The 19,146-nt window shown below is 42.0% G+C and carries 30 protein-coding genes; 27 read left to right on the plus strand and 3 right to left on the minus strand.

Annotated elements, in window-relative coordinates:
• Positions 1-8 precede the first annotated feature (8 nt).
• Complete coding sequence (locus tag C511_RS18270; protein WP_262482321.1) at positions 9-116, plus strand: ATP-binding protein; 108 nt, start codon at positions 9-11, stop codon at positions 114-116.
• A 194-nt stretch (positions 117-310) separates the two neighbouring features.
• On the opposite strand, the gene C511_RS17180 is transcribed toward C511_RS18270, so the two are convergent.
• Genes C511_RS17180 through C511_RS0104700 form a run of 3 tightly spaced genes read right to left on the minus strand, consistent with a single transcriptional unit; the run spans position 311 to position 2,239 of the window.
• Complete coding sequence (locus C511_RS17180) at positions 311-1,462, minus strand: KilA-N domain-containing protein (RefSeq protein WP_161625895.1); 1,152 nt, start codon at positions 1,460-1,462, stop codon at positions 311-313.
• Complete coding sequence (locus C511_RS0104695) at positions 1,449-1,808, minus strand: hypothetical protein (protein WP_024997413.1); 360 nt, start codon at positions 1,806-1,808, stop codon at positions 1,449-1,451. The genes C511_RS17180 and C511_RS0104695 overlap by 14 nt, the downstream gene beginning before the upstream one ends.
• A complete protein-coding gene (locus C511_RS0104700; protein ID WP_024997412.1) occupies positions 1,805-2,239 on the minus strand; it encodes a hypothetical protein in 435 nt (144 codons plus the stop codon). The genes C511_RS0104695 and C511_RS0104700 overlap by 4 nt, the downstream gene beginning before the upstream one ends.
• A gap of 267 nt (positions 2,240-2,506) precedes the next feature.
• On the opposite strand from C511_RS0104700, the gene C511_RS0104705 reads away from it, so the two are divergent.
• The 26 genes from C511_RS0104705 to C511_RS0104825 all read left to right on the plus strand — a co-directional run bounded on the left by C511_RS0104705 (position 2,507) and on the right by C511_RS0104825 (position 19,065).
• Positions 2,507-3,829, plus strand: a complete 1,323-nt coding sequence (locus C511_RS0104705) for a phage portal protein family protein (protein WP_034781647.1) — start codon at positions 2,507-2,509, stop codon at positions 3,827-3,829.
• Positions 3,830-3,832: 3 nt separating this feature from the next.
• On the plus strand, positions 3,833-4,642 hold the full coding sequence (locus tag C511_RS0104710; RefSeq protein ID WP_226992570.1) for a hypothetical protein: 810 nt from the start codon (positions 3,833-3,835) through the stop codon (positions 4,640-4,642).
• Positions 4,639-5,211 carry a hypothetical protein gene (locus tag C511_RS0104715; protein WP_024997410.1) on the plus strand — a complete coding sequence of 191 codons (573 nt, stop codon included), beginning with the start codon at positions 4,639-4,641 and terminating at the stop codon, positions 5,209-5,211. The genes C511_RS0104710 and C511_RS0104715 overlap by 4 nt, the downstream gene beginning before the upstream one ends.
• Entirely contained in the window at positions 5,208-5,954 is a 747-nt protein-coding gene (locus tag C511_RS0104720; protein ID WP_024997409.1) for a hypothetical protein, read from the plus strand. Before C511_RS0104715 ends, C511_RS0104720 begins: the two co-directional genes overlap by 4 nt.
• Positions 5,955-6,682: 728 nt before the next feature.
• Positions 6,683-6,943 carry a hypothetical protein gene (locus C511_RS0104725; RefSeq protein WP_027317870.1) on the plus strand — a complete coding sequence of 87 codons (261 nt, stop codon included), beginning with the start codon at positions 6,683-6,685 and terminating at the stop codon, positions 6,941-6,943.
• A gap of 213 nt (positions 6,944-7,156) precedes the next feature.
• Entirely contained in the window at positions 7,157-7,396 is a 240-nt protein-coding gene (locus tag C511_RS18065) for a hypothetical protein (protein ID WP_148297761.1), read from the plus strand.
• A 176-nt stretch (positions 7,397-7,572) separates the two neighbouring features.
• Positions 7,573-8,136, plus strand: a complete 564-nt coding sequence (locus tag C511_RS16185) for a hypothetical protein (RefSeq protein WP_024997406.1) — start codon at positions 7,573-7,575, stop codon at positions 8,134-8,136.
• 518 nt (positions 8,137-8,654) lie between these two features.
• A complete protein-coding gene (locus C511_RS17780) occupies positions 8,655-8,879 on the plus strand; it encodes a hypothetical protein (RefSeq protein ID WP_148297760.1) in 225 nt (74 codons plus the stop codon).
• Between the two features lie 116 nt (positions 8,880-8,995).
• Positions 8,996-9,133, plus strand: coding sequence for a hypothetical protein (locus C511_RS17785; protein ID WP_154657476.1), 138 nt, complete (start codon positions 8,996-8,998; stop codon positions 9,131-9,133).
• Between the two features lie 143 nt (positions 9,134-9,276).
• Positions 9,277-9,672 carry a hypothetical protein gene (locus C511_RS0104750; protein ID WP_024997405.1) on the plus strand — a complete coding sequence of 132 codons (396 nt, stop codon included), beginning with the start codon at positions 9,277-9,279 and terminating at the stop codon, positions 9,670-9,672.
• Positions 9,659-9,940: a hypothetical protein gene (locus C511_RS16195; protein WP_024997404.1), complete on the plus strand. Its 282-nt coding sequence runs from the start codon at positions 9,659-9,661 to the stop codon at positions 9,938-9,940. Before C511_RS0104750 ends, C511_RS16195 begins: the two co-directional genes overlap by 14 nt.
• Complete coding sequence (locus C511_RS0104760) at positions 9,937-10,257, plus strand: hypothetical protein (RefSeq protein ID WP_230201966.1); 321 nt, start codon at positions 9,937-9,939, stop codon at positions 10,255-10,257. Before C511_RS16195 ends, C511_RS0104760 begins: the two co-directional genes overlap by 4 nt.
• 46 nt (positions 10,258-10,303) lie before the next feature.
• Complete coding sequence (locus tag C511_RS18110; RefSeq protein ID WP_162831803.1) at positions 10,304-10,456, plus strand: hypothetical protein; 153 nt, start codon at positions 10,304-10,306, stop codon at positions 10,454-10,456.
• A gap of 12 nt (positions 10,457-10,468) precedes the next feature.
• Entirely contained in the window at positions 10,469-10,675 is a 207-nt protein-coding gene (locus C511_RS0104765) for a hypothetical protein (RefSeq protein ID WP_024997403.1), read from the plus strand.
• On the plus strand, positions 10,641-10,877 hold the full coding sequence (locus C511_RS0104770; RefSeq protein ID WP_148335644.1) for a hypothetical protein: 237 nt from the start codon (positions 10,641-10,643) through the stop codon (positions 10,875-10,877). Before C511_RS0104765 ends, C511_RS0104770 begins: the two co-directional genes overlap by 35 nt.
• Before the next feature lie 10 nt (positions 10,878-10,887).
• Entirely contained in the window at positions 10,888-11,130 is a 243-nt protein-coding gene (locus C511_RS0104775) for a DUF6926 domain-containing protein (protein WP_027317873.1), read from the plus strand.
• Positions 11,131-11,160: 30 nt separating this feature from the next.
• The gene (locus C511_RS0104780; protein WP_024997401.1) at positions 11,161-11,454 is read left to right on the plus strand and encodes a DUF4120 family protein; all 294 of its coding nucleotides are present in this window, start codon (positions 11,161-11,163) and stop codon (positions 11,452-11,454) included.
• A gap of 4 nt (positions 11,455-11,458) precedes the next feature.
• The gene (locus C511_RS17790; RefSeq protein ID WP_148297759.1) at positions 11,459-11,656 is read left to right on the plus strand and encodes a hypothetical protein; all 198 of its coding nucleotides are present in this window, start codon (positions 11,459-11,461) and stop codon (positions 11,654-11,656) included.
• A 201-nt stretch (positions 11,657-11,857) separates the two neighbouring features.
• The gene (locus tag C511_RS18070; protein WP_034781652.1) at positions 11,858-12,058 is read left to right on the plus strand and encodes a hypothetical protein; all 201 of its coding nucleotides are present in this window, start codon (positions 11,858-11,860) and stop codon (positions 12,056-12,058) included.
• A gap of 24 nt (positions 12,059-12,082) precedes the next feature.
• On the plus strand, positions 12,083-13,729 hold the full coding sequence (locus tag C511_RS0104790) for an LPD29 domain-containing protein (RefSeq protein ID WP_024997399.1): 1,647 nt from the start codon (positions 12,083-12,085) through the stop codon (positions 13,727-13,729).
• Between the two features lie 2 nt (positions 13,730-13,731).
• Positions 13,732-13,953, plus strand: coding sequence for a hypothetical protein (locus C511_RS16205; RefSeq protein WP_034781655.1), 222 nt, complete (start codon positions 13,732-13,734; stop codon positions 13,951-13,953).
• A complete protein-coding gene (locus tag C511_RS0104800; protein WP_024997398.1) occupies positions 13,950-14,927 on the plus strand; it encodes a hypothetical protein in 978 nt (325 codons plus the stop codon). Before C511_RS16205 ends, C511_RS0104800 begins: the two co-directional genes overlap by 4 nt.
• Before the next feature lie 29 nt (positions 14,928-14,956).
• Positions 14,957-15,292 (plus strand): hypothetical protein, encoded by a 336-nt coding sequence (locus C511_RS0104805; protein ID WP_024997397.1) that lies wholly within the window; start codon positions 14,957-14,959, stop codon positions 15,290-15,292.
• 63 nt (positions 15,293-15,355) lie between these two features.
• The gene (locus C511_RS0104810) at positions 15,356-16,624 is read left to right on the plus strand and encodes a reverse transcriptase domain-containing protein (RefSeq protein ID WP_148297763.1); all 1,269 of its coding nucleotides are present in this window, start codon (positions 15,356-15,358) and stop codon (positions 16,622-16,624) included.
• Between the two features lie 886 nt (positions 16,625-17,510).
• Positions 17,511-17,969, plus strand: coding sequence for a hypothetical protein (locus C511_RS0104820; RefSeq protein ID WP_024997394.1), 459 nt, complete (start codon positions 17,511-17,513; stop codon positions 17,967-17,969).
• A gap of 22 nt (positions 17,970-17,991) precedes the next feature.
• Positions 17,992-19,065: a hypothetical protein gene (locus tag C511_RS0104825; RefSeq protein WP_034781663.1), complete on the plus strand. Its 1,074-nt coding sequence runs from the start codon at positions 17,992-17,994 to the stop codon at positions 19,063-19,065.
• Positions 19,066-19,146 lie beyond the last annotated feature (81 nt).

A 19,146-nucleotide genomic window follows, 5' to 3' on the forward strand; every position in this document is an offset into this window, starting at 1 on the left:
AGGATAAAATACTTGTTGCTGCACTTATAGACAGAATTACGCAAAAAGCTTATCTGGTAAATATGAACGGGGATTCTTACAGACTGAAGCAGACGAAATTATTAAACAAAAAATAAATGATTTATTATGTGTATAGAAGTTTATCTAAACAGAAAACGGGAAAAGGGAAAATATCCTTTGCCACGTTCCAACATTTTAATATTTTTGCAAGTGGCAGTGGTCCATTTTTTAATTATTATATGGTACCTTTTCTGATTATTATTTACATCCGGTCTTGCGGATGATTTTTTGCAATACATTCTCTGCCATCTTACCGCTTCTTAGAATATAACTCCGGGTGTTGTTCACGCCACATCTCAATGATATACTCACGTCCGGCCTGCGTCCATCGTTTGACCGAACCTGTCGGGTAAATCTTGCCATCCTGTTTTTCCCACATATAGGGAACATCACATTGAAGAGCCTGATAGGGAGTGTGAACGACCCAGCGATAACCCTCAAACTTGATGATGTTATTCTCCGCCAAGAACCGATGTAGTTGTACGGTGCTGATTTCTAGTTCGTCCGCTATCCGGGAACTCTTGAAATGATCGCGTTCTTCGACATACTCTTCGTAAAAAGTGACTTTGGGTTCATCTTCCCGTATCTTCCGGGCTTGGTCGGCAGCCAGCATCAACGCCTCTTCAAAGTTTTGAGGGACAGGAAAATTACCAACGGCTTCGCTGAATGAGTTCCGATGTTCCCGTTTGGCAGGAACAAGTGTTACATATCCCTTTGTACCAAGTTCCTTAATGCGCTCGTTGCACCAATCGGAAAACTCAGGAGAGAGCCAACGGGCAAACTCCATCGCTAAAGGTTCTTCAATCCATGTTGCACCGTAATGACCGCGAGTAGTCATTACCTGGCTTTCCATCGAGAGCGATTTGCCGTCCCGGACCAGGGCAGATCTGAACTCTGTCGTGGAAGACTGCGTAAGCCATGTCGAAGGTAATTTATCAAATCCTTTGGCCATCTGAGTGGCATTGACATATATTCGTCCACTGTCGGCCTTGAACGTGTTGGGAAATTTATCCTGATAGGTAAACACCACGGGCTCTCCAGTCGGGATTGACAAGGATTTCCGTTTACTCTGTACCATTGAGGTAGGCAGGTCATTGACCCATTGTTGCATCCGTTCGCATAACTTCCCGACAATCGCATTTTCTGGTTGCACCACACGCAACAAGTTATGTACATCGTGGGGCTTTACACCCCAGCGGTTCCGCCCTCCATCTTTGAAGGGGATTCGAAAGGAAGTACGACAAAGTTTCATTGCCGTACCATTGTCCATCATACAAGTGCGGTCAAGAACCTTAAGTAAGTCATTTAGGCAAAGCCACTCGACCGCTTCTTGTGAACTGTATATCACTCTGATCGGCGCATCCTCAAAACGGATAACACCCATACTACTATTTGTTTTCATCCGCGTCATCGTTTAAATTGTTTTTTCTTTTATCATCTGCTATTTTCCTGCGTCGGGCCATTTCCCGCACAGAATGGTATCGCCGCTCTACATTACACATTTTATCGTATTCCTGTAACTTGAGCGTATCCAAATCCGTAATCTCTATTTCGATGTCGGGATGGATATGGCGATAATAAAAATTACCCGCAGAAATGGCTCGCCCCGTGCAGGCGAACGAGATGGCTTGCGGGTTGCCTCCGGAAATCTCGGAGGCACTACGAATGGAGCGCGTTATGCCTACCAGAACATAGGCTCCATTAAAAATTAAAACCGGCTTCGGTTTGTGAAATGGACTTCGTTTCATAAATCTTCAATTAAATTAGATAATGTTTCTTTCGTTAATCTATCTCTGATCATTTGCATGATTCGGGTGTCCGAAAGTGCTACACCATCCAGAAGCATCTCTGAAACTCGTTCAAGCATATATACCCCGAAAGCAGGGTCAATATATGCCACAAAGAGTAAAGCCAGCGACTCATCAATTAATACGTGTCCGGTTGCCTCATCCGTTATCACAACCTCATTGTCAGGTATCTCATAAGCCGCTTTTACACTTTCAAACCAGTGTGTAAACTTGCGAATGAAATCTACTGGTGAATGCTTCTGTGAATCTCCTTTCTGAAGAACATAAAGGGTGGCATCAAAATATACAGTGCCACTTTCGGACTTCCCAAACAGCAATTCCGGGAATTCCCTATACTTCAAAGTAAAGGAAGTCACGGTTTTAAGTTTCATTCATACTCATTTTTGTTTTTACAGTTAATAATTACGCTGCAAAGATAGATAATTCACTCAAAAAAAACGCTTTTTTATTTAGCTAAATACCTATTGTACAGCGTGTTAGATGCAAGAAAGTAGCTATTTTTGATATACTTTAATGTCGTATAAATCACTGACTAAGTAACTGTTTATGATATAATTACATTTGCATTGTTTAGATACTCTGATTTTACTTTCAACTTTTTTATGTGCGTAAGGCTATTCTGCTAGAAAATCAGATACATGCAGGTAGTTACAGCCCAAAATTCTTTCAATGGTGAGTTACTTGAGAGTATATTTCGCACCTCTAAAAAGACCATCACGGAATACGTTCGAGAGATTGAACGTAATAACCGATATAAATCCGTCCGGCAGGATATAACACTCGGAACCATACTTGATGACCGTTCAAGACTTGTAGATTTATACGAAGCTTGTCTGGAGCAGGATGCCCATATCCGGGCCGTTATTGAAACACTTGAAAGCCAGATTCTCGGTGACAGGTATATGCTTGCCCGGATGAATGACAAGGGTAAGTATGTTAAGGATATCCAATATACACAGAGGGTTCAAGGTTCCCAATTTGATAAAATCATAAAAGGAATCGTAGAGTCAAAGCTCTATGGTTTTTCCTTGATTGAGATAATGCCACACATTGACCCCAAGACCGGAAAACTGGCAGAGGTCAATCTCATCGAAAGACGTAACGTTCTGCCAGACCAGCACACAGTAGTGAAGCGGCAGGGCATTTGGCTTCCGAATTGGAATGTCAGTTCCAAAGCCTATCGTTCCAACTATGTATTGGTAAACTCCGGCGGCATCGGCCTTTTCTCCGCCACAACCCCTTTGATTCTGGCTAAGAAATTTACGGTTGCGAACTACGTGAACTTTAGCCATACTTATGGACAACCTATCATTCATGGGAAGACTGTCAGTGAGAGCAACGCTGACCGCAAACGTCTTGCCAATGAAATCGCAAATGCCGCTCAAAACAAAGTGGTGATCACGGGCATAGAAGATGAGGTGGATATCAAGACTTTCACCATGTCCAATTCGGAGAAGATATACACCAGCTTAATCGAGTTCGTCAATCGTGAAGTTTCCAATTTGATTTTGGGCTCTGAGTCAATGGCGGGTGCAACCCAGTCTTATGTAGGTTCCACCAAAGCACATCAAGATATTTTCAGGGAACGTATTGAGGTCTATCGTCGATACATCGAAAACATTATGAATGAGGAGGTGATGCCTCGTCTGGTCGCAATGGGTTACATCCCGGAAGGATTAGAGTTCAAATACTCTAACCGCATTGAGATGAACAACGAAGACCGGATCAAACTCTACCAACTTATCACTGATAAATACGAGGTCTCAGCCGATGAGATCGAGAAAGAGTTCGGTATCAACGTGGGTAAACAGCTAAACGCTGTCCCGATGACAAGTGGTGGAGTCAGCTCCGGTATTGGATCAAAGTCAAACAATGACCGTCGAGTGATGAGTGACGAAGAATATTATAAACGCTACGGCCATTCCAGAAGCAGCCAAATTGCCAACTTCCTAAAACAGTAACAAATGGCAGAGAGAGTTGAAATAAAATCAGGCGACAAAGCGCATCAAGAATACCTGCTGATTCTGGATGCCTTTCGCCGTATGGTGTATAACTACGAAAACAGTGCCCAGCGGCTTGAAGTATTCGATGACATCATATCTCTTCGAGCTTCGTTCTTGATAGGCCGGGCACTTACCGGACTACGCATTGACTTTGACAGGGCATTGGAGATTCTGCAAAGCAAGAACATTCACCTCACCGAGCGGGAGGAACTGGAACGCGATACATTGGTTGCAGCCATCGACAACTTGGTCGATTTCGCAGCAGTCGAAGAGGTCGCTATGATGCAAGAACTACCTGACACGTTAAGCCTTGCTGAGATGGAAACATACGAGTTGGTGTGCCAGAAGTATAACGAAACTTATGCGGAAACTGAAAATGCTCAGGTACTACATTCGGCAACCATAGCAGCATGGTGGATGGGCATATCGATGGACAGCATAGTTACTTTCAACACCCAGAACGATGAGCGGGTTCGGGCATGGCACCAGTCGTTTGATGGCATATCATACCTCAAGAGTGAATTTCCGCCGGAACTGATACCACCGATTGAATGGGCGTGCCGCTGTTATCTGACCTCGGATGGTTACGGTTCTGTTTTTGGCTCTATCTTAAAACCCGATTTTAAAGGAAAGGTAAATCCGGTGTTCTCGGAAAGTCTTGCCACTGGTGGCCGGATATTCTCAAAGGCGCATGTGTACTTTGCCATCTCTGTCCCCGTTGAAGTTGAAGCAATAAAATTGCGTATCAAACGTAAATTCGGTATCGCATGAGCAAGTTAACCTTAGAACAGTTCTGTAATCTCTGGGCCAAGGATATAAGATCAAAGCAGTGGCACAGCATACTGGCTAAGAATGCTGAGGACTTTGCGACAGAGGCGGGTGAATATGCTTTAAGTTGTTTTAGAGAATCATTTACCCAAGGTGGCTTCTACGGCAGTGGGACAAAATGGGCTCCTCGTGAGTCGAAATGGGGAAAGAAATTCACTCATCCGGTTCTAATTGATCAGGAAGAACTGAAAAGTAAGATTAAAGGAGAAAAAGGGCAGTACGGTTCATACAGTGCTTTCGGGAAACGGGATTACCGTCGTCGTTATAGTTATGACATTTGGACGAGTGAAGAGAGCAAGGCCATTAAAGGTAAACGAGGCAAGAAACGGGGACGCAATCAAAGTTATGCAGCAGTACACAACACCGACCCCAAATTTGGACTATATACCGTGAACCAATACTCATCACGCCGTCCCGTACAGAGGCAGTTTATCGGTCATAGCCTCAAAGTCTTAGAACATATAAATTCAGTATTAACACCAATAATTTTTAAAGGATTCCCACATACATGATAAAAGATAAGCAACAAGCCATCACAGCAACACCTCCGGTTAGCACTGAGAATAGGAAAGTTACCACACCAGAGGAAGTGGTAAAGAACCCGTTTGCTGAAATGTATTATGCCGTCAAACGGGCACTGCTCACCATTCGCGAGAATCCTGAAGTTCCGACTTCACCACCGTTCTTCAAAACTATTGCTATTGATAACGGACAGTACCTGCGCATCATTCGTGACACAAACATGGAGATGGAGGTCGCTTTCCCGGCTATTTTTATCCATTTTGTCAACGTCCGCTATCTGGTGCAGCAGCAACGCATCGGCGAAGGTCGGGCCACCATGCGGGTACGATTCATTCTGAACAACCTGAACAATAGCGATCCGGACAAGGAGTGTGAACCCTTCGAGGTCTTCCAGCGCATCAATGTTGCCATTCAGAATGCAAAAGGTAAGGAACCGGCACTTAACGAACGCTGCAACCTGACCTACTTCGATATGCCGCAAACCACCAATATGCTACAAGCTTACTGGATAGACTATGAAGTATGGTTCCGGGAAATCTCCGCATGGAAGTACAAAGACTGGATAGAGCGTTATCTCGTCATGCCACCGTTCACAAATCATAGCGATGCACCCCTGCACGACACAGAGAATCACGGGAACCATCCTCGCCCTATTTACAAAGAAGCAACAGGGCTGGTTCCTTCAGTTGAGGAACCGGGAACTCCCGAAGAACCGGAACAACCTGATGAGTAAAAACAGAAAAGCGAAGTGAGATTTTCCCGCTTCGCTTTTTTCATTGTAAAAATATCAAATAAGTAGCGGAAATCAACCAGGCGAAAAAACGTCAATTGTAATATATACACCTCGACAATAAAGATTCCCTATCCAACATATACAGTTGATGAAATAAATTGGGCTGGCTATTAAGCTCTTGTGTATTCCATTGTTACTTACCTCATGCTTATTCATATATACATAGAAGCAAAGCATCCTATTCTCTGTATAAGTCAAAACCCATCATTAAGGAGCTGAGAACGGTGTCTTTGGAACTCCGTTTACTTACTTACGATAAGTAAGTAAATCCTAAAACGAGACTTGAAAAATTACCCCCATCTCACGTATACACCTCGCACCGGCAGGCACACCCTCCCTCATCTTTTTATTTTTATCACACCATTGTATTTCAATTAGTTAGACGGTTTACTTTGTACAAAAGTAAACCTCTTTTCTCTGTATATTCAAAATTTGAAAGTAAAAAATAATTTTCTTATTCAATTGTCGTTTCTTAACAATTCTAATACATTGATAATCAGATAGTTGAATAATCTTTCATTTTTTCATACACTCATAATCATACCCAAAACCAAAAAACAGAAAGAAAAATATTTTTTCAAAAATCAATCTTTTTCTTTTTAAGTTGATATTCAACTACTTACAGCCTCCCCCTCGCGTGCGTGTGTGTTCAAGTCTATTTTTGACGTATGCAAAGAGCCACACCGAAAAAAAAATATTCAAAAAGTTTGGAGATTGAAAAAACGGTGTTATACTTAATCATGTCGAACGGCAAACGAAACAAGCCGAACGGCAAACAAAAAACAATATCAAAAAACGAATTAAAAAATAGTTTTAGGAAAAAAAGAAAAACAGACCGCAAAAGCGAGAAACAAAAGAGTTTTTTTATTGGAAACATTTTTTTGCACTCTGGAAAAGCAAAAAACGTCCGTTCGCTTTGGAGCGATTAAAGAGGGTGTTAAACAACCACACCGCACGGAACTACAAACCAATGTAGCAAGTAGGAACGGCAAAGTACGTGTACTTTGACCGCATACACAAAACGCAATAATTTGGGAGCGTGAGTTGTATGGAAACAAGGTAGTGAAAAAATAGTGCCATAAGTCTGCCCAGTTGCAGCCGGAGTAAAGTTCACAATGCGGGAAAAACAATCCGCACGGAGCTTGAGAAAGAGTGTATGCCAATGTTATGCACTGAAATCACCAGCCGCCCACCGCCTTGCTGTTAGCTGCCGCACTGGAAAAGGTGCGGGACGTGCCAAAGAAACACCTTTGCGAAATTGGAGTACCAAAGGGTTTGCCACGATGCAGAATAGTATCTATTTGCTGTCTGAACACTGCAAATATAACGCTTTATTCTTGTGGAGCAAACTATGTGGCACGTTTTTGAGTGAGGCATATTGAAAAAATTGCACGCATTTCAGGTGAATGAATTGCGTGCATTTTTTATGGGCTGACGGTAAGGTTGCCGTGTTTTGCTATACTCTGGCAAAATGTGGGGTTCGAGTCCCTGCCTGCCCTCAATATGCACTATTGCATAGGTTCAAACAATTCATTAACAATCTAAAAATTAAAAGATTATGGCAACTTGTAAGTTAAATGCAGAACAATTGGCAAATTTGGCAACAAACTTTGCAGGTGTGGTATTGGTGTACAAATCAACCAACAAAGATGGAGTAGAAACACGTACCGCACAACATTTTTTCGGGGCTGAATATGAACCTGCCGACAAATCGCAGGACGAAGTATTCCGTGTATGGAAAAATGTAGTGGCTACTTTCTGGGCTGTAAAACAGAAAGAAACAGACCTACGTGCCGACAATGACGGTATCCGGTCAAAACTTCGTGCCTCAACTCCGACTGAAATCATTTTCCAGACAAAAAATGGCGAACGTATTAAACGCTATGAACTGGAGGAATCCGTGTGGCAAAAAATCGGTCTTGTTCCTACTAAAAAGGATTTAGAACGTACCGCAAGGGACTACAAAAAAGCAATTCACGCCGCAACAAAGGCAAGTTTCGACGCACTCGGTTTCCGTGTGGAATTGCCGAAAGAAGCTGAAAAGCCTATTGAAAAAGTTACTGAAACAGAAGCGAAAAAACCAGCGACCAAGCACCAGCAAGCAACTCAAGCCGCTGCGTAACTGCGTGGTAACAGTTAGTTTGGTTTGGGGAGTATGCAGATAGCGGGTTGAAATAGACCTGCTGTCTGCTACTTTTTTATGTATGCCGTACCTATGTGGTAACGTGTAATCCATTCAGATTTTTCCACGAGTTTAGTGGGAAAGTTCTGCCCGAATTATCTATGACTATGTACAGACTAATAGCTTTTAACGAAGTATCTGCCAACTTTACGGCTCATTTTGAAGTAAGTATATCGCCGTATTTTAACAGGCAAGCAAGTAACAGGTCAGGCAAATTAGAGTTTATTACCCACAAATTTGTCCGATACCTAATGAACCGATACGGATATGCAGGAAGCAAAGGAGAATCTTTGCGGTCTTTTATATGCCGGAAATTCGGTGAATCTGCGTGGAATCTCCTTAAACGATTGATGTAAGGATATGGAAACGTCTCTATAAATGCTCAATGCCCAGTATCAAATGTGGTGCAAAGAGTGGACTACGTGAAGAAAGTAACAACAAATAAATATGCCGGTAATATGATAGAATTACACGATGTTAAGGGAACCAAAAGTTTTGGCTGCTTTAAGAACTTCAAAGCGTGCAAGAGTACGCTCCAGCGACTGAAAGAGAGTGGCGAATTGCAAGAGAATCGCGACACGGTAACTGTGTGTAGCTTCAAAAACGAGGTATTGCAACGGGTGTATAATGTGCGGTTTCTCCGAAATAAGTGGAGACCATTGCCACCAACACCAGCCGCGTAACGCTTCACACGTCTGGTAATTTGCCGGACTTTTCAGAAACAATTTTGTCTCGAAAGAGCATAGAACCAGCGTCTTATGCTCTTTTTTGTTTTTACCAGCCTCTAAATAAACTCAATATGAAAAAAATATATTCCCTGATCCAGAAGCACGAAGATCTGATTGCCAATACTGTATTTATTACCGGTTTGGTACTGATGGGAATTATAGCCTATGCTGTATTGTCTTGTCCCCGTGTCCCATGCTTCGGGTTCTAACACCTAAAGCGACTCAATATTTCCCGCCGGAATCCTGCAAAGTGTTCCGGCTTTTTTGTGCCCTACAAAAAAATGTTGCCGATAAAATAACCAAAAAAGTAATCGGGCAACTACTCTGAATGAAACCAATAAAATCATAAGATATGAAGCAAAGAACCTTTCACGGTGGCGACCTCAACAAAGCCACCAGCCTGTTTGAATATGGTCTGCTTGTCAGATATGTGCCCAACGTAAAAAGCTGGCAATGTGTCTATAAATCCGGCACGAACAGATACAGCTATGGTTGGATTAGCGAAATTGCTCTCAACGAAATCTTCACGAAAGACTGGGGCAAAAAACATCTCAAAGTCTTTATGGAAAACTGTTGCAGCTATTGGGACGAATGGGTATTGTTCCCGATGCAGCACAAGATAGATGATTTCATCGCCTATTTCGGTAGCCTTGAATTGTTCGGCGAGGATTATAGCGGAGGATATACCGCAAAAGAGATTTGCCGGAAGTTACACCTCAAATTCGACATCGACTATGAGCAGGCTTAATTACTACTACCTCGACTACTTGCATAAGGAAGTCGGGCTGACTCGGAAAGATGTTGATTCAGTCCCCGAATCCGGTAGAGCTGATGATGCGTGTTCTGTTATTGCCGACAAAAAGTATGTGCAAAAACAACTGGCAGAAGTTTCTGACGAGCAGTTATTCAAGGCTGTAAAAAGCCTCTGTGATGATCCGGAATTACCAACTCGAAAAGATGCTATCATGTACATTGTCTGGATGGTAGCTCTATCAATTAAGGAGGAAATAATATGAAAACACGGAAATTCTGCCCTAAATGCGGACAAGCATTAACCAAGTCTTCCACTGAAGGCTATGCCTTTCAATGCCTTACATGCGACGAAGATTTCTATGAGATTGAAGCTATATGTAAAGAAGAAAAACTGACACTTGATGATGTGAAAGAGGAATATCACAAAAGTGATGTCTGTATGGGCGAAACACTCGCTTTGATTCCCGCCGATTCACTTTCATTGGAAGAAGCCTTTCAACTTTACATTGAAGCGATGAAATGGGCTGAAGGTGACCGATTTTATAAATCAGAGAACGACGAACCCCCACAGGAGATTTAACATACTCCAATCAACTAAATATTAACTGACAAATAGATTAAAGATTATGCAAGGAAAATATGCAACCCTGATAACCCCATACAAAGGCTATCGAAACATTCTAATCCTCAGCCAAGAAGGTAACCGCTGGACTGTAGAAATCTGTGGTAGCGGTGCGATTATCGAAGTCTATGAGGATGAATTTATTATTGATTCTTAAAATGTTACGAATATGAGCGAAGAAAAATTACTGGAACTTGCCGAGAGTGGCGAGTGGAAAGATAGAGCGATTGAATTACTCCAGCAGAAAACAAATGCCTGCTTGGATGTGATTCAATCGTTTGTTTGTGACCATTGGCAAAACCTTGCCAGTGACGAAGAGAACCTATATAATTTCGAGATATATGAATCGGAATATCAAGAAGTCTATGCGTACTAACGATGAGGCTGAGACTGCAACAGTCCGCCAGCTCAAAAAGGGTGATTTTTTCCGACTGAATGACTCTGAAACTGCTCCTGTGTGGGTTCGGGATGAGTATATCCCATCAGCAAAAAAGTTTAGCACCCATCTGTACGACGATGTGAACCATGAACGGCTCCGCAAAGGTGAAACTACGGTTTATGTGGAATTTACCTTTTAAGAATCCGATTATGGCATATCCTATTATATACCTTCTCCCTGTTTATTGGGCTTGTGCCCTTGTCAACGATGACTATACAGGTCTTAGTGAGGAGGAGCAAAAGCAAATAAAGGACTTTCTGGAAACATCAGAAGGTCACCCGGTTGATGTAGATTTTGAAACTGAAGGGTTTTATCGGCATAATGATGCCGGTACTTTGCCTGGAAACTGTGCAAAATTCATCTTCCTAATAGATGAACCGATACAAAATTAACATAGTGAATAATCCATAAAAAATAAAACGATGAAAATATTCTGCCAAGAGCGGTATGACGAAGCAATGAAACATGCCGCAGAAACAAACGACCCGACATTGCAACAATGTTTGGATAGATTAAAAAGTTGGGAAACCAGCAATCCTGACCGCCCGTGTGAAATCGAACTGCATTATGACTTCGCTCCGCTCTCATTCCTTTTCGTACAACGCTACCCGGACGGACGTGAAGGTCTTGTGGGTGGCTTGGTATATCATGGTTCACCCGACCAGTCAATGTGTGTACAATTAGTACCGACAAAAGGCTGGCAAACACACACCTAATAATATGGAGCGAGACTATTTGTGTAAATGCAATAATTGCGATACGATTCTAATAGACAGGAATCCGCAATTTGATGCTCCAGAACTGCCACTACAAGGCAATGAGGAGCAAATGGAATGGCTGGAAGATGAAGATGGTCAGTTCTGGGGGTGTCCTCATTGTAAAACGGATGACTACCTGGTGGATTTACCAACATTATAAAAACGTGCGAGGCTTAGTTTTCGGTGCCAACCCTTTGAGAATGTGCCATCCGATAAAGGAGAATCTGAAAGAGGTTATGGAGGTTCGACGGACCTTAATCGCCGCAAGACAGCGATATGTCTGGGTTCAGTATGGTTTTGAAACAAGAATCTATCTGCGAAAGAGTACTGAATCACTAACAACCAATAAAAATATAAACTTATGGGAATAATAGACAGGATCTGTAACACATGCAGTTGCGACAAGAAACAAGCGGAAGAATATCTGGAAGACGAACTGCGTCATCTCAGAGATATGCAAAATTTAGGCGACCTAAGAGACCGAGACTTTGAGGATGCTTGCTCTAACTTGGGGCTTGAATCCGATTATATTATGTATTTCGTCACTCAGCTTGCCTGCTAAGTATAAACTCTAATAACTAAAACGATGATTGAACAAATAAAAGCCGGTGACAAGCTCACCGTGATAAAAGTAAACTCACTTGCTGCAACCTCCATCAACGAGATAACAATCGATTCAATACAGGAGGGCAAAGCCATATTTGCAGCAAAACGCAAAAGGTATTATCTCTCTATTGACAATAGTGTACTGGTACTCAAAGGTCACAACCTCGGCATCACACAGGGTAGTTGGAACAATGGTGCCACCTGCTTTCTAATGAGCGGTAACTGCAATTTAGGAGGACTGGACAGAGAGTCAATGATTGCGTTACTCAAAACCAACATCAATCCAGAGTTTAACCAGTGGCATAAAATCTACTGGTTTGATGGAACAAGCGATAAAGGCGATCCTATATTCGTTCCACGCCCTGTATCTGAGAACTATCTTCGCTATCAAGAACAAGCAGAAGCAAACAATGCCAAAACCGCCGGAGAAATCAATATTGGCGATTTCATATATAGCTATCAGAAAGGTTCAAAATTTAACGACCTGACGGATATGCTAAAATACCACTTGAGTACTCACAAAAGCTTCAGCGAAAAACTCGAACTGGGTAAAATCGTGGATATTGTCGAAATGAGCGAAGACAATTTTACAGCACTTGATTATCAGAACAGAGGTCATATTGTAAAAGATAATGGAGGAAGTGCCTCTGATGATATAGAAGAAGGACGGGATTCTGACAATCTCTCAGAGTTTGAACGTGAAACTATATATTTTCTCTTTACACTTATCCGTACCCCATCTGGTCGGGCAATTACAGTTGATGCTCAGGGTTTCGATTATATGAGATATACTGGATTGTTGTCACACTACAAAACCTCTATGGTTACTGATTGTGAAAAAGTTCAGAAACTCCTACAAAAAGATAGTGAGGAGATTCTACAAGAAGAGCAGGCAAAGAACGCAGAATTAGAGCAGGAAAAAATACGCATCGAAAAAGAATATGGCTTTCTCACCATTGTAACAAAGAACGATGGACAAAAAACCGCAGCCAATAATCTTCGTAGTCTTCTCAAGCATAAGTTCCCAGCTACAAAGTTTTCTGTCAGAAAGCATTATTATGACTCTTACATTGTTGAGTGGAATGAGGGACCATCAGAGCCACAAGTCAAAGAAATCACCCGATTGTTTGTAGATAAGGGATTCGATGGAATGACAGATTCTTCATTCTCTATTACCAGCCCTTTTATCAAACGCTACGGAGGCATTGGTCATATCTCAATCGACAGAAATATAAGCGATGAGAGAAGGAACGAAGAACTTGTCTCGCTAAATTCAGAGCTCGGTAAGTCATACGAAATGGAAGATTATGTAGCAGAAAGATGTGAGATAGCCAGAACGCTGATTCACCAACGTATTTACGAGAAAGATTTTTCACCTGTTATTGAATCAAGTCCGAAGGATAAATCAACCGCTACAAAACCAGACTCCAAATCCATGAACGTGCAAGGTGTCGAGATTATTGACTACTCCGAAAAATCCTTCGCCGTTATTGGAGACACCAAGCCCATCAAAGGGCTATTGAGTGATTTAGGTGGCAGTTTTAATGCCCGTCTCAAATGTGGAGCAGGCTGGATCTTCTCTAAAACCAAGCTAAACACCGTGAAGCAAACCCTTTCAATCACTTAAACATGAGCAATCTGGACAACATACTCTCATTTGCTACCCAAGTTGCGGAAGAATCCGACAGGCAGATGCAGAGGTTAGAACTTTGGGAAACACACATGACCCCAATGCTTCAACAGAAATTTGGTGTGAAGTATGATATTTCACTTGACGGGATGTATCGCAAAGACACACAGGAATTTATAAACAAACAGCGTGTAGAATTCAATAAACAAAATCCATTATGAATGCACAAATTCAAACATACTTACCAAGCTACGTGAATCTATACTTTGTGGATTACCGAGACAACTTATGTGAGAGTAAAGACCTACTTCAAAAATCCGTCAGTTCGAACTCACTGGATTCAATACATGAAAAGGTGTTGGAATGGTGGGATTATCCGGAAGGCGAATACCTCAAAGAGATACGTCAAAAGATGGAGCAAGATGGAACCGAAGAGCTATACGAAGAAACTGAGGAAGAGATTCGGGACTGGCTCTGTGAAAATGATAAATCGACACCTGTTGAAGAATTGTTACGTAACACCGGCAATATCTCCATGTTCTATTCACTCGGACTTGAAATTGACGGCTGGCACTCCGCTTTCATGTGTAATCCGTGGAGAGATGGAAGCTATGCAATGGACGCATATAAAATCAGACAAAAGTTAGGTGTCAAAAAAGGAACTCCCGAAGCTGAGAAAATTGACTCCATTGTAAGAAACGCATCGGGAGGCGGCGAACTAAGGCTCTATTTCGGTAATGAACTTACAGCCGTTCTTTCTTCTGACTCAGAAAACGATTTTAAACAGATTCACTTTAAGGGAGAGATTGCTGTCGCACTGTATAACGCTGGAGAAGGTTCCGGGGATTTCGAGTATTTAAAAATCGACAAGTCATTCCCATTTGTCAGAGAAAACCTTTACACATCAGAGTCAGACAAATATAGCCTTGAGAACTGCTTTGGAATGTGCAGCGATTGGTTGGATAAATCAGACTCCCCTGTATTCTCTATGGATAAGCCACGAAAGCCTCAAACTATTGCCAAATCAAAAAATGCCGACCAAATTGCTCGTGAAGCAGAACTGAATCGGGTATTCAAAGCCGGAGGATGCACTTTTGGCGATATGGACTACAACCGACACCGAGGGGTGTACTATGATAACAACGTTCCCTGTGGAAGCCACTGCCCACACTGCGGAACTTTCTGGATTGATTAGCTCAAAATCAAATTAATAAATACCAGAAAATGACAAGAAAACAAATTGAAGAGGCTAAAAATTCATTGCCTCGTTTTAACAACAGAACATACGAAGAGAAACATATTGCTGACGAACTAAGTTGCCGAGAGATGATTAACAGTTGCTTAATCTATTGTAATCCAACTGCATTTTACGATGAAACAACGCATGAGTTTCAATATTATGCTCTGAGATATGTAAAGGACTTGGGTGAAGAAACCGTCAAAAGATTGTGGGACGAACAACTTACAGACTTCGGCAAAGCAACTGTGCAATTTGGTGTTCACACGGATAGTGAGGGGTGCTGCTATAATAATTGTATCTGGGCTGACGAAAGAAATTAATCACCCTGAAATAAACAAAAAAGTAATTCACTAGCTACTCTGAATAAAACCAATAAAATGAAGATTATGGCAGATAAAATTTTGCATATGTTTTTCGACATCGACAGATGGACGAAAGCAATTGAGAAAGGAGTGTTCAAAGACATTCGCAAAGACCAACTCATACGGCTGACTGATGAGCATACCAGACTGGCGATTGCCGATGCAATGCTGAAAGGCAAGTATGAAATCTCTCCACCCCATACTGCACTGATACCAAAAGATAATGGCGAGTTCCGCACGGTTTACGTCAATGAACCTATGGATCGTGTAATACTGAGTATCGCCAACGATTTGCTGTTCGACCTGATGCCAGAAATGCTTCATAAGTCTTGTAAATCATATCAAACAGGTATTGGATGCGGCAAGGTTGTAAAAGAGGTAAGTCTTCAAATCACGAATGCTCCCAGTGGTGACTGTCTGGGTTGGAAGTCCGACCTGAGCAAATACTTCGACAGTGTGCCGCTTCGATATATCGACGAGGCATTTGACAATGTGGAAACAAAATATGGCCATTCAGCCCTGATTGACGTATTGAGAAAATATTACCACTGCGACTTATACTTCGATGAAGAGAACAATTTCAAAAGTAAGTTCCAGTCGCTGAAACAAGGTTGCGCCGTGGCAAGTTGGCTGGCAGATGTTCTCTTATACGACCTCGATGATGAGTTGTCTCAACTGAATGGCTTCTATGTACGCTACTCAGACGATATGCTTTTTATCGGAGATGATTACGAGAAAGCAATGACCGTACTTCAACAACGACTTAGTGAGATGTCAATGGCTCTCAACCCTAAAAAAGTGGAATATCTAACGGCTGACAAGTGGTTCAAATTTCTGGGGTTTAGCATCAAAGGCAATATGATTTCTCTATCGTCCAGCCGCATCAAAACATTCCAGAAAGAAATTGAGTCACGAACTATCCGTAAGCCTGGTATCACTCTGGCAAAAGCTATTAACTCCGTGAATCGGTATCTCTATAAAGGTAACGGTGAATTTAGCTGGGCAACACAAATACTACCTGTATGCAACGTCAGAAAAGATATAGATGAACTAAACAAGTTTGTGATGGATTGCCTAAGAGCCATCGAGACAAGAAAACGCAAGATAGGCGGTCTGGGATATATCAAGACAAAGGGCGATGGCTGTATTGTCCGAGGTTTGGGGCGGAATGTAAAAGCAAACCGCAATAAGACCAACAATAACATATCAGGCTATCTGACAATTGGTTGTATGCAGAATGCCATACTTACAAGCCATACTGTGTATAACACATTGGTTTCATCATTATAGGAATGCCGAGCACACGGTTAATGAATGAAGAGCGAGAATTTAATGTTACAGGTATGTATACCAGAACCCATATTACGATTCACCGGTCTAGCAACCGGTGAATCCCATCTTGGTTCTGGAATTACCTGTAAATATCAAGAGATTAAAGAGATGTGTCGCTTGCTTGACATTCACACAGAGATACTGAAACACATCAGTGAAGTTCAAGGAACAACAATTTACCAACCCGCGTACGGAACCAGCTCCTACAGAGTCTTGAAGGCCGTTCATAAACCGCCTTCAGACTCTTCTGAGCTGGAAACGCGGGTAACATCAAGAGTATAAAGCAATGTGTCGTTGTTATGAGAACTTTCTTATTCTTAGCACAAAACGTGATTCAAGGGAATAATATTTAGTGTATCGTGCTCAATAAGCCTCCGCTGCGGCGTCGTGATCCCTACCGTTATACGACGCCGCTGCTTAGGCTTCCAGCCACGCTAAACATCAAATTCATAGAGGAATGTGCCAATATTCTGAGAATCACAACAAAAAGAACTTAGCACAAAGTGAAAGCCCAGATTAGGAAATTTAATGGTGCAGCTCTGCAACTGCTGGAACCATACGTCATCTCCGTATATCTTCCGATATGACGTGATGGGGCCAGCAGAATAGCTGCTCATATCAAAAACAGTAAAGTTATGTGCCATCCTAATTGAGACTTTCTTTTAAAAGAGAAATGGTAACGCAACCGATTAATGCACAAGGAGTCGAATTTAACATACAGTATTATACCTGGTCCCTGAACCTGGTTATAACCGAGGTTCAGGACCAGGAGAAACTGTATTTATCAGAATGATAAAGTAATGCGTCAGCGATTTGAATGCATCTAATTTATAATTGAGGAAACATGAATAATATCTATCAAGCATCTATCCAAGCTGTCGAGGACGGTGCAAACTTCAGAATTGATTTCCAGTCCCGAAGTCTAAAACTGAACGGCAAGTTTATCATACAAGACGGCAGATATGAAGGTGAATTGGGGGTGACGGATTGCAACGAAGATGAGTTTTTCGCAAATGTGGAAGAACTGTATTCTCGGTATAAAAACTCAGTTCCATCAGAGCGCAGCGAAAGCAAGCCGCACCAATATTTCATGGCAGTGCCCGAAAGGAGTTTAAGTGATGATGCTATGTTGTATGGTGAACGTCGGGATAAAGCACAAATTGAACTCGAATTATATGTTCTCTGCCAGATTATCAACGGGTTTAAATGGAACCCAGAAAAGATGGGCAAATGGTTCTGGAAAAGTAAGGTCGATAAAGATTTGGTGATACTCAAAAACTGGATAGAGACTAACTGTAATTAATCACAATAATAAAAAGAAGAAAATGAAAAAAGAGACAAAAATGTTGTGTCCCAAGTGCGGCGCAAAGCCCGAAATTGCAAAGGGCGACTTTACTGCTGTAATCGCAATTGTAGGCAAGGGTTTAGGTTTGGAGGTAACAGCAACGGAACATAGCCCCTCAACGAAACTGCCCAAAACAGCACAGGAACGTATTGATGCACTTCGCAGTGCCGGCGTGGATGTAAATAATCTATTTGCCATGAAGGGGGCCAACGGTGGCGAGTATATCGGTTCAAACAAGGATGGTGTACTTTCCATGCTTGATGACAACGATCCTATTTTCAGTCACATCATTGAACAAGGAACAGTCCCTAACCGCCGTCTGTTCAGACGCTGGGTTATGGCTCAAATGTTTCACATGATGTCTTATACACCTCATCGTTCAAAAGAACCGGTAGGTGTGACGAACATGATTCATCGTTTGGGTTATGATTATCAGTGGAAAATGTTAATGGATGAGTTATACGCTCAGATGAAAATGTCGGAAAGGGATGCCGTAAATTTCACAGATCGTAATCGTTGGTTTAACACTGACGTTGTTATGGCTATGGCGAATGATTATATTGTACAGCTAAAAGAGCGTGTGAATAACCTGAATGTGAAAAAATGTAAGGGAGTACCTTACAAGCGCATTAATAGCCAGAATATTTTCGTGTCAGATTTGCAAAGTAAATTGTATAACCCGTTATACGCAGCAATAACACATATCAAACAAGCAAAGAACGCTTCCCAACTATACACTGCGGCTAAAAAGTTTAATGAAATGCGTATCAATATGCGATGTGACACACCCCAGAGCAAAGCATGGGTAGATGCCTACAAAGGTTCTGGTGCATTCTTTACAATGCAGAACCTCGTTCGTTTCCATAACTGTGTTGCCATTGATGATGCAGGAAATCGTCTGGACAAATTTCAGTCTCTTGCATTTCTATCACCCAAAGCAGAAATGTACAAGAATGGTGAAGGATGGCGACTGTTTGCTGTCTTGAAAAAGATGCTGGCGGACAACAATATTGATATCAAGAAAAAGGTCTCAGAGTGGCGTAAGAGAAAGTAAACAATTTAATTGCTTGGCAGGCACGATGTGGTGGATCAGTAAATTTAGTTGTCGCCCCTACATTGATGAGGAGCCCACTGC

Source organism: Bacteroides graminisolvens DSM 19988 = JCM 15093, assembly GCF_000428125.1.
GTDB classification, from domain to species: domain Bacteria; phylum Bacteroidota; class Bacteroidia; order Bacteroidales; family Bacteroidaceae; genus Bacteroides; species Bacteroides graminisolvens.

What these genes read in the sequence shown, in the direction of transcription:
- C511_RS17180 (WP_161625895.1), bottom strand. Translation starts at nt 1,462, where the DNA reads ATGAAAACAAATAGTAGTATGGGTGTTATCCGTTTTGAGGATGCGCCG.
- C511_RS0104695 (WP_024997413.1), bottom strand. Translation starts at nt 1,808, where the DNA reads ATGAAACGAAGTCCATTTCACAAACCGAAGCCGGTTTTAATTTTTAAT.
- C511_RS0104700 (WP_024997412.1), bottom strand. Translation starts at nt 2,239, where the DNA reads ATGAAACTTAAAACCGTGACTTCCTTTACTTTGAAGTATAGGGAATTC.
- C511_RS0104705 (WP_034781647.1), top strand. Translation starts at nt 2,507, where the DNA reads ATGCAGGTAGTTACAGCCCAAAATTCTTTCAATGGTGAGTTACTTGAG.
- C511_RS0104710 (WP_226992570.1), top strand. Translation starts at nt 3,833, where the DNA reads ATGGCAGAGAGAGTTGAAATAAAATCAGGCGACAAAGCGCATCAAGAA.
- C511_RS0104715 (WP_024997410.1), top strand. Translation starts at nt 4,639, where the DNA reads ATGAGCAAGTTAACCTTAGAACAGTTCTGTAATCTCTGGGCCAAGGAT.
- C511_RS0104720 (WP_024997409.1), top strand. Translation starts at nt 5,208, where the DNA reads ATGATAAAAGATAAGCAACAAGCCATCACAGCAACACCTCCGGTTAGC.
- C511_RS0104725 (WP_027317870.1), top strand. Translation starts at nt 6,683, where the DNA reads ATGCAAAGAGCCACACCGAAAAAAAAATATTCAAAAAGTTTGGAGATT.
- C511_RS16185 (WP_024997406.1), top strand. Translation starts at nt 7,573, where the DNA reads ATGGCAACTTGTAAGTTAAATGCAGAACAATTGGCAAATTTGGCAACA.
- C511_RS17780 (WP_148297760.1), top strand. Translation starts at nt 8,655, where the DNA reads ATGATAGAATTACACGATGTTAAGGGAACCAAAAGTTTTGGCTGCTTT.
- C511_RS17785 (WP_154657476.1), top strand. Translation starts at nt 8,996, where the DNA reads ATGAAAAAAATATATTCCCTGATCCAGAAGCACGAAGATCTGATTGCC.
- C511_RS0104750 (WP_024997405.1), top strand. Translation starts at nt 9,277, where the DNA reads ATGAAGCAAAGAACCTTTCACGGTGGCGACCTCAACAAAGCCACCAGC.
- C511_RS16195 (WP_024997404.1), top strand. Translation starts at nt 9,659, where the DNA reads ATGAGCAGGCTTAATTACTACTACCTCGACTACTTGCATAAGGAAGTC.
- C511_RS0104760 (WP_230201966.1), top strand. Translation starts at nt 9,937, where the DNA reads ATGAAAACACGGAAATTCTGCCCTAAATGCGGACAAGCATTAACCAAG.
- C511_RS18110 (WP_162831803.1), top strand. Translation starts at nt 10,304, where the DNA reads ATGCAAGGAAAATATGCAACCCTGATAACCCCATACAAAGGCTATCGA.
- C511_RS0104765 (WP_024997403.1), top strand. Translation starts at nt 10,469, where the DNA reads ATGAGCGAAGAAAAATTACTGGAACTTGCCGAGAGTGGCGAGTGGAAA.
- C511_RS0104770 (WP_148335644.1), top strand. Translation starts at nt 10,641, where the DNA reads ATGAATCGGAATATCAAGAAGTCTATGCGTACTAACGATGAGGCTGAG.
- C511_RS0104775 (WP_027317873.1), top strand. Translation starts at nt 10,888, where the DNA reads ATGGCATATCCTATTATATACCTTCTCCCTGTTTATTGGGCTTGTGCC.
- C511_RS0104780 (WP_024997401.1), top strand. Translation starts at nt 11,161, where the DNA reads ATGAAAATATTCTGCCAAGAGCGGTATGACGAAGCAATGAAACATGCC.
- C511_RS17790 (WP_148297759.1), top strand. Translation starts at nt 11,459, where the DNA reads ATGGAGCGAGACTATTTGTGTAAATGCAATAATTGCGATACGATTCTA.
- C511_RS18070 (WP_034781652.1), top strand. Translation starts at nt 11,858, where the DNA reads ATGGGAATAATAGACAGGATCTGTAACACATGCAGTTGCGACAAGAAA.
- C511_RS0104790 (WP_024997399.1), top strand. Translation starts at nt 12,083, where the DNA reads ATGATTGAACAAATAAAAGCCGGTGACAAGCTCACCGTGATAAAAGTA.
- C511_RS16205 (WP_034781655.1), top strand. Translation starts at nt 13,732, where the DNA reads ATGAGCAATCTGGACAACATACTCTCATTTGCTACCCAAGTTGCGGAA.
- C511_RS0104800 (WP_024997398.1), top strand. Translation starts at nt 13,950, where the DNA reads ATGAATGCACAAATTCAAACATACTTACCAAGCTACGTGAATCTATAC.
- C511_RS0104805 (WP_024997397.1), top strand. Translation starts at nt 14,957, where the DNA reads ATGACAAGAAAACAAATTGAAGAGGCTAAAAATTCATTGCCTCGTTTT.
- C511_RS0104820 (WP_024997394.1), top strand. Translation starts at nt 17,511, where the DNA reads ATGAATAATATCTATCAAGCATCTATCCAAGCTGTCGAGGACGGTGCA.
- C511_RS0104825 (WP_034781663.1), top strand. Translation starts at nt 17,992, where the DNA reads ATGAAAAAAGAGACAAAAATGTTGTGTCCCAAGTGCGGCGCAAAGCCC.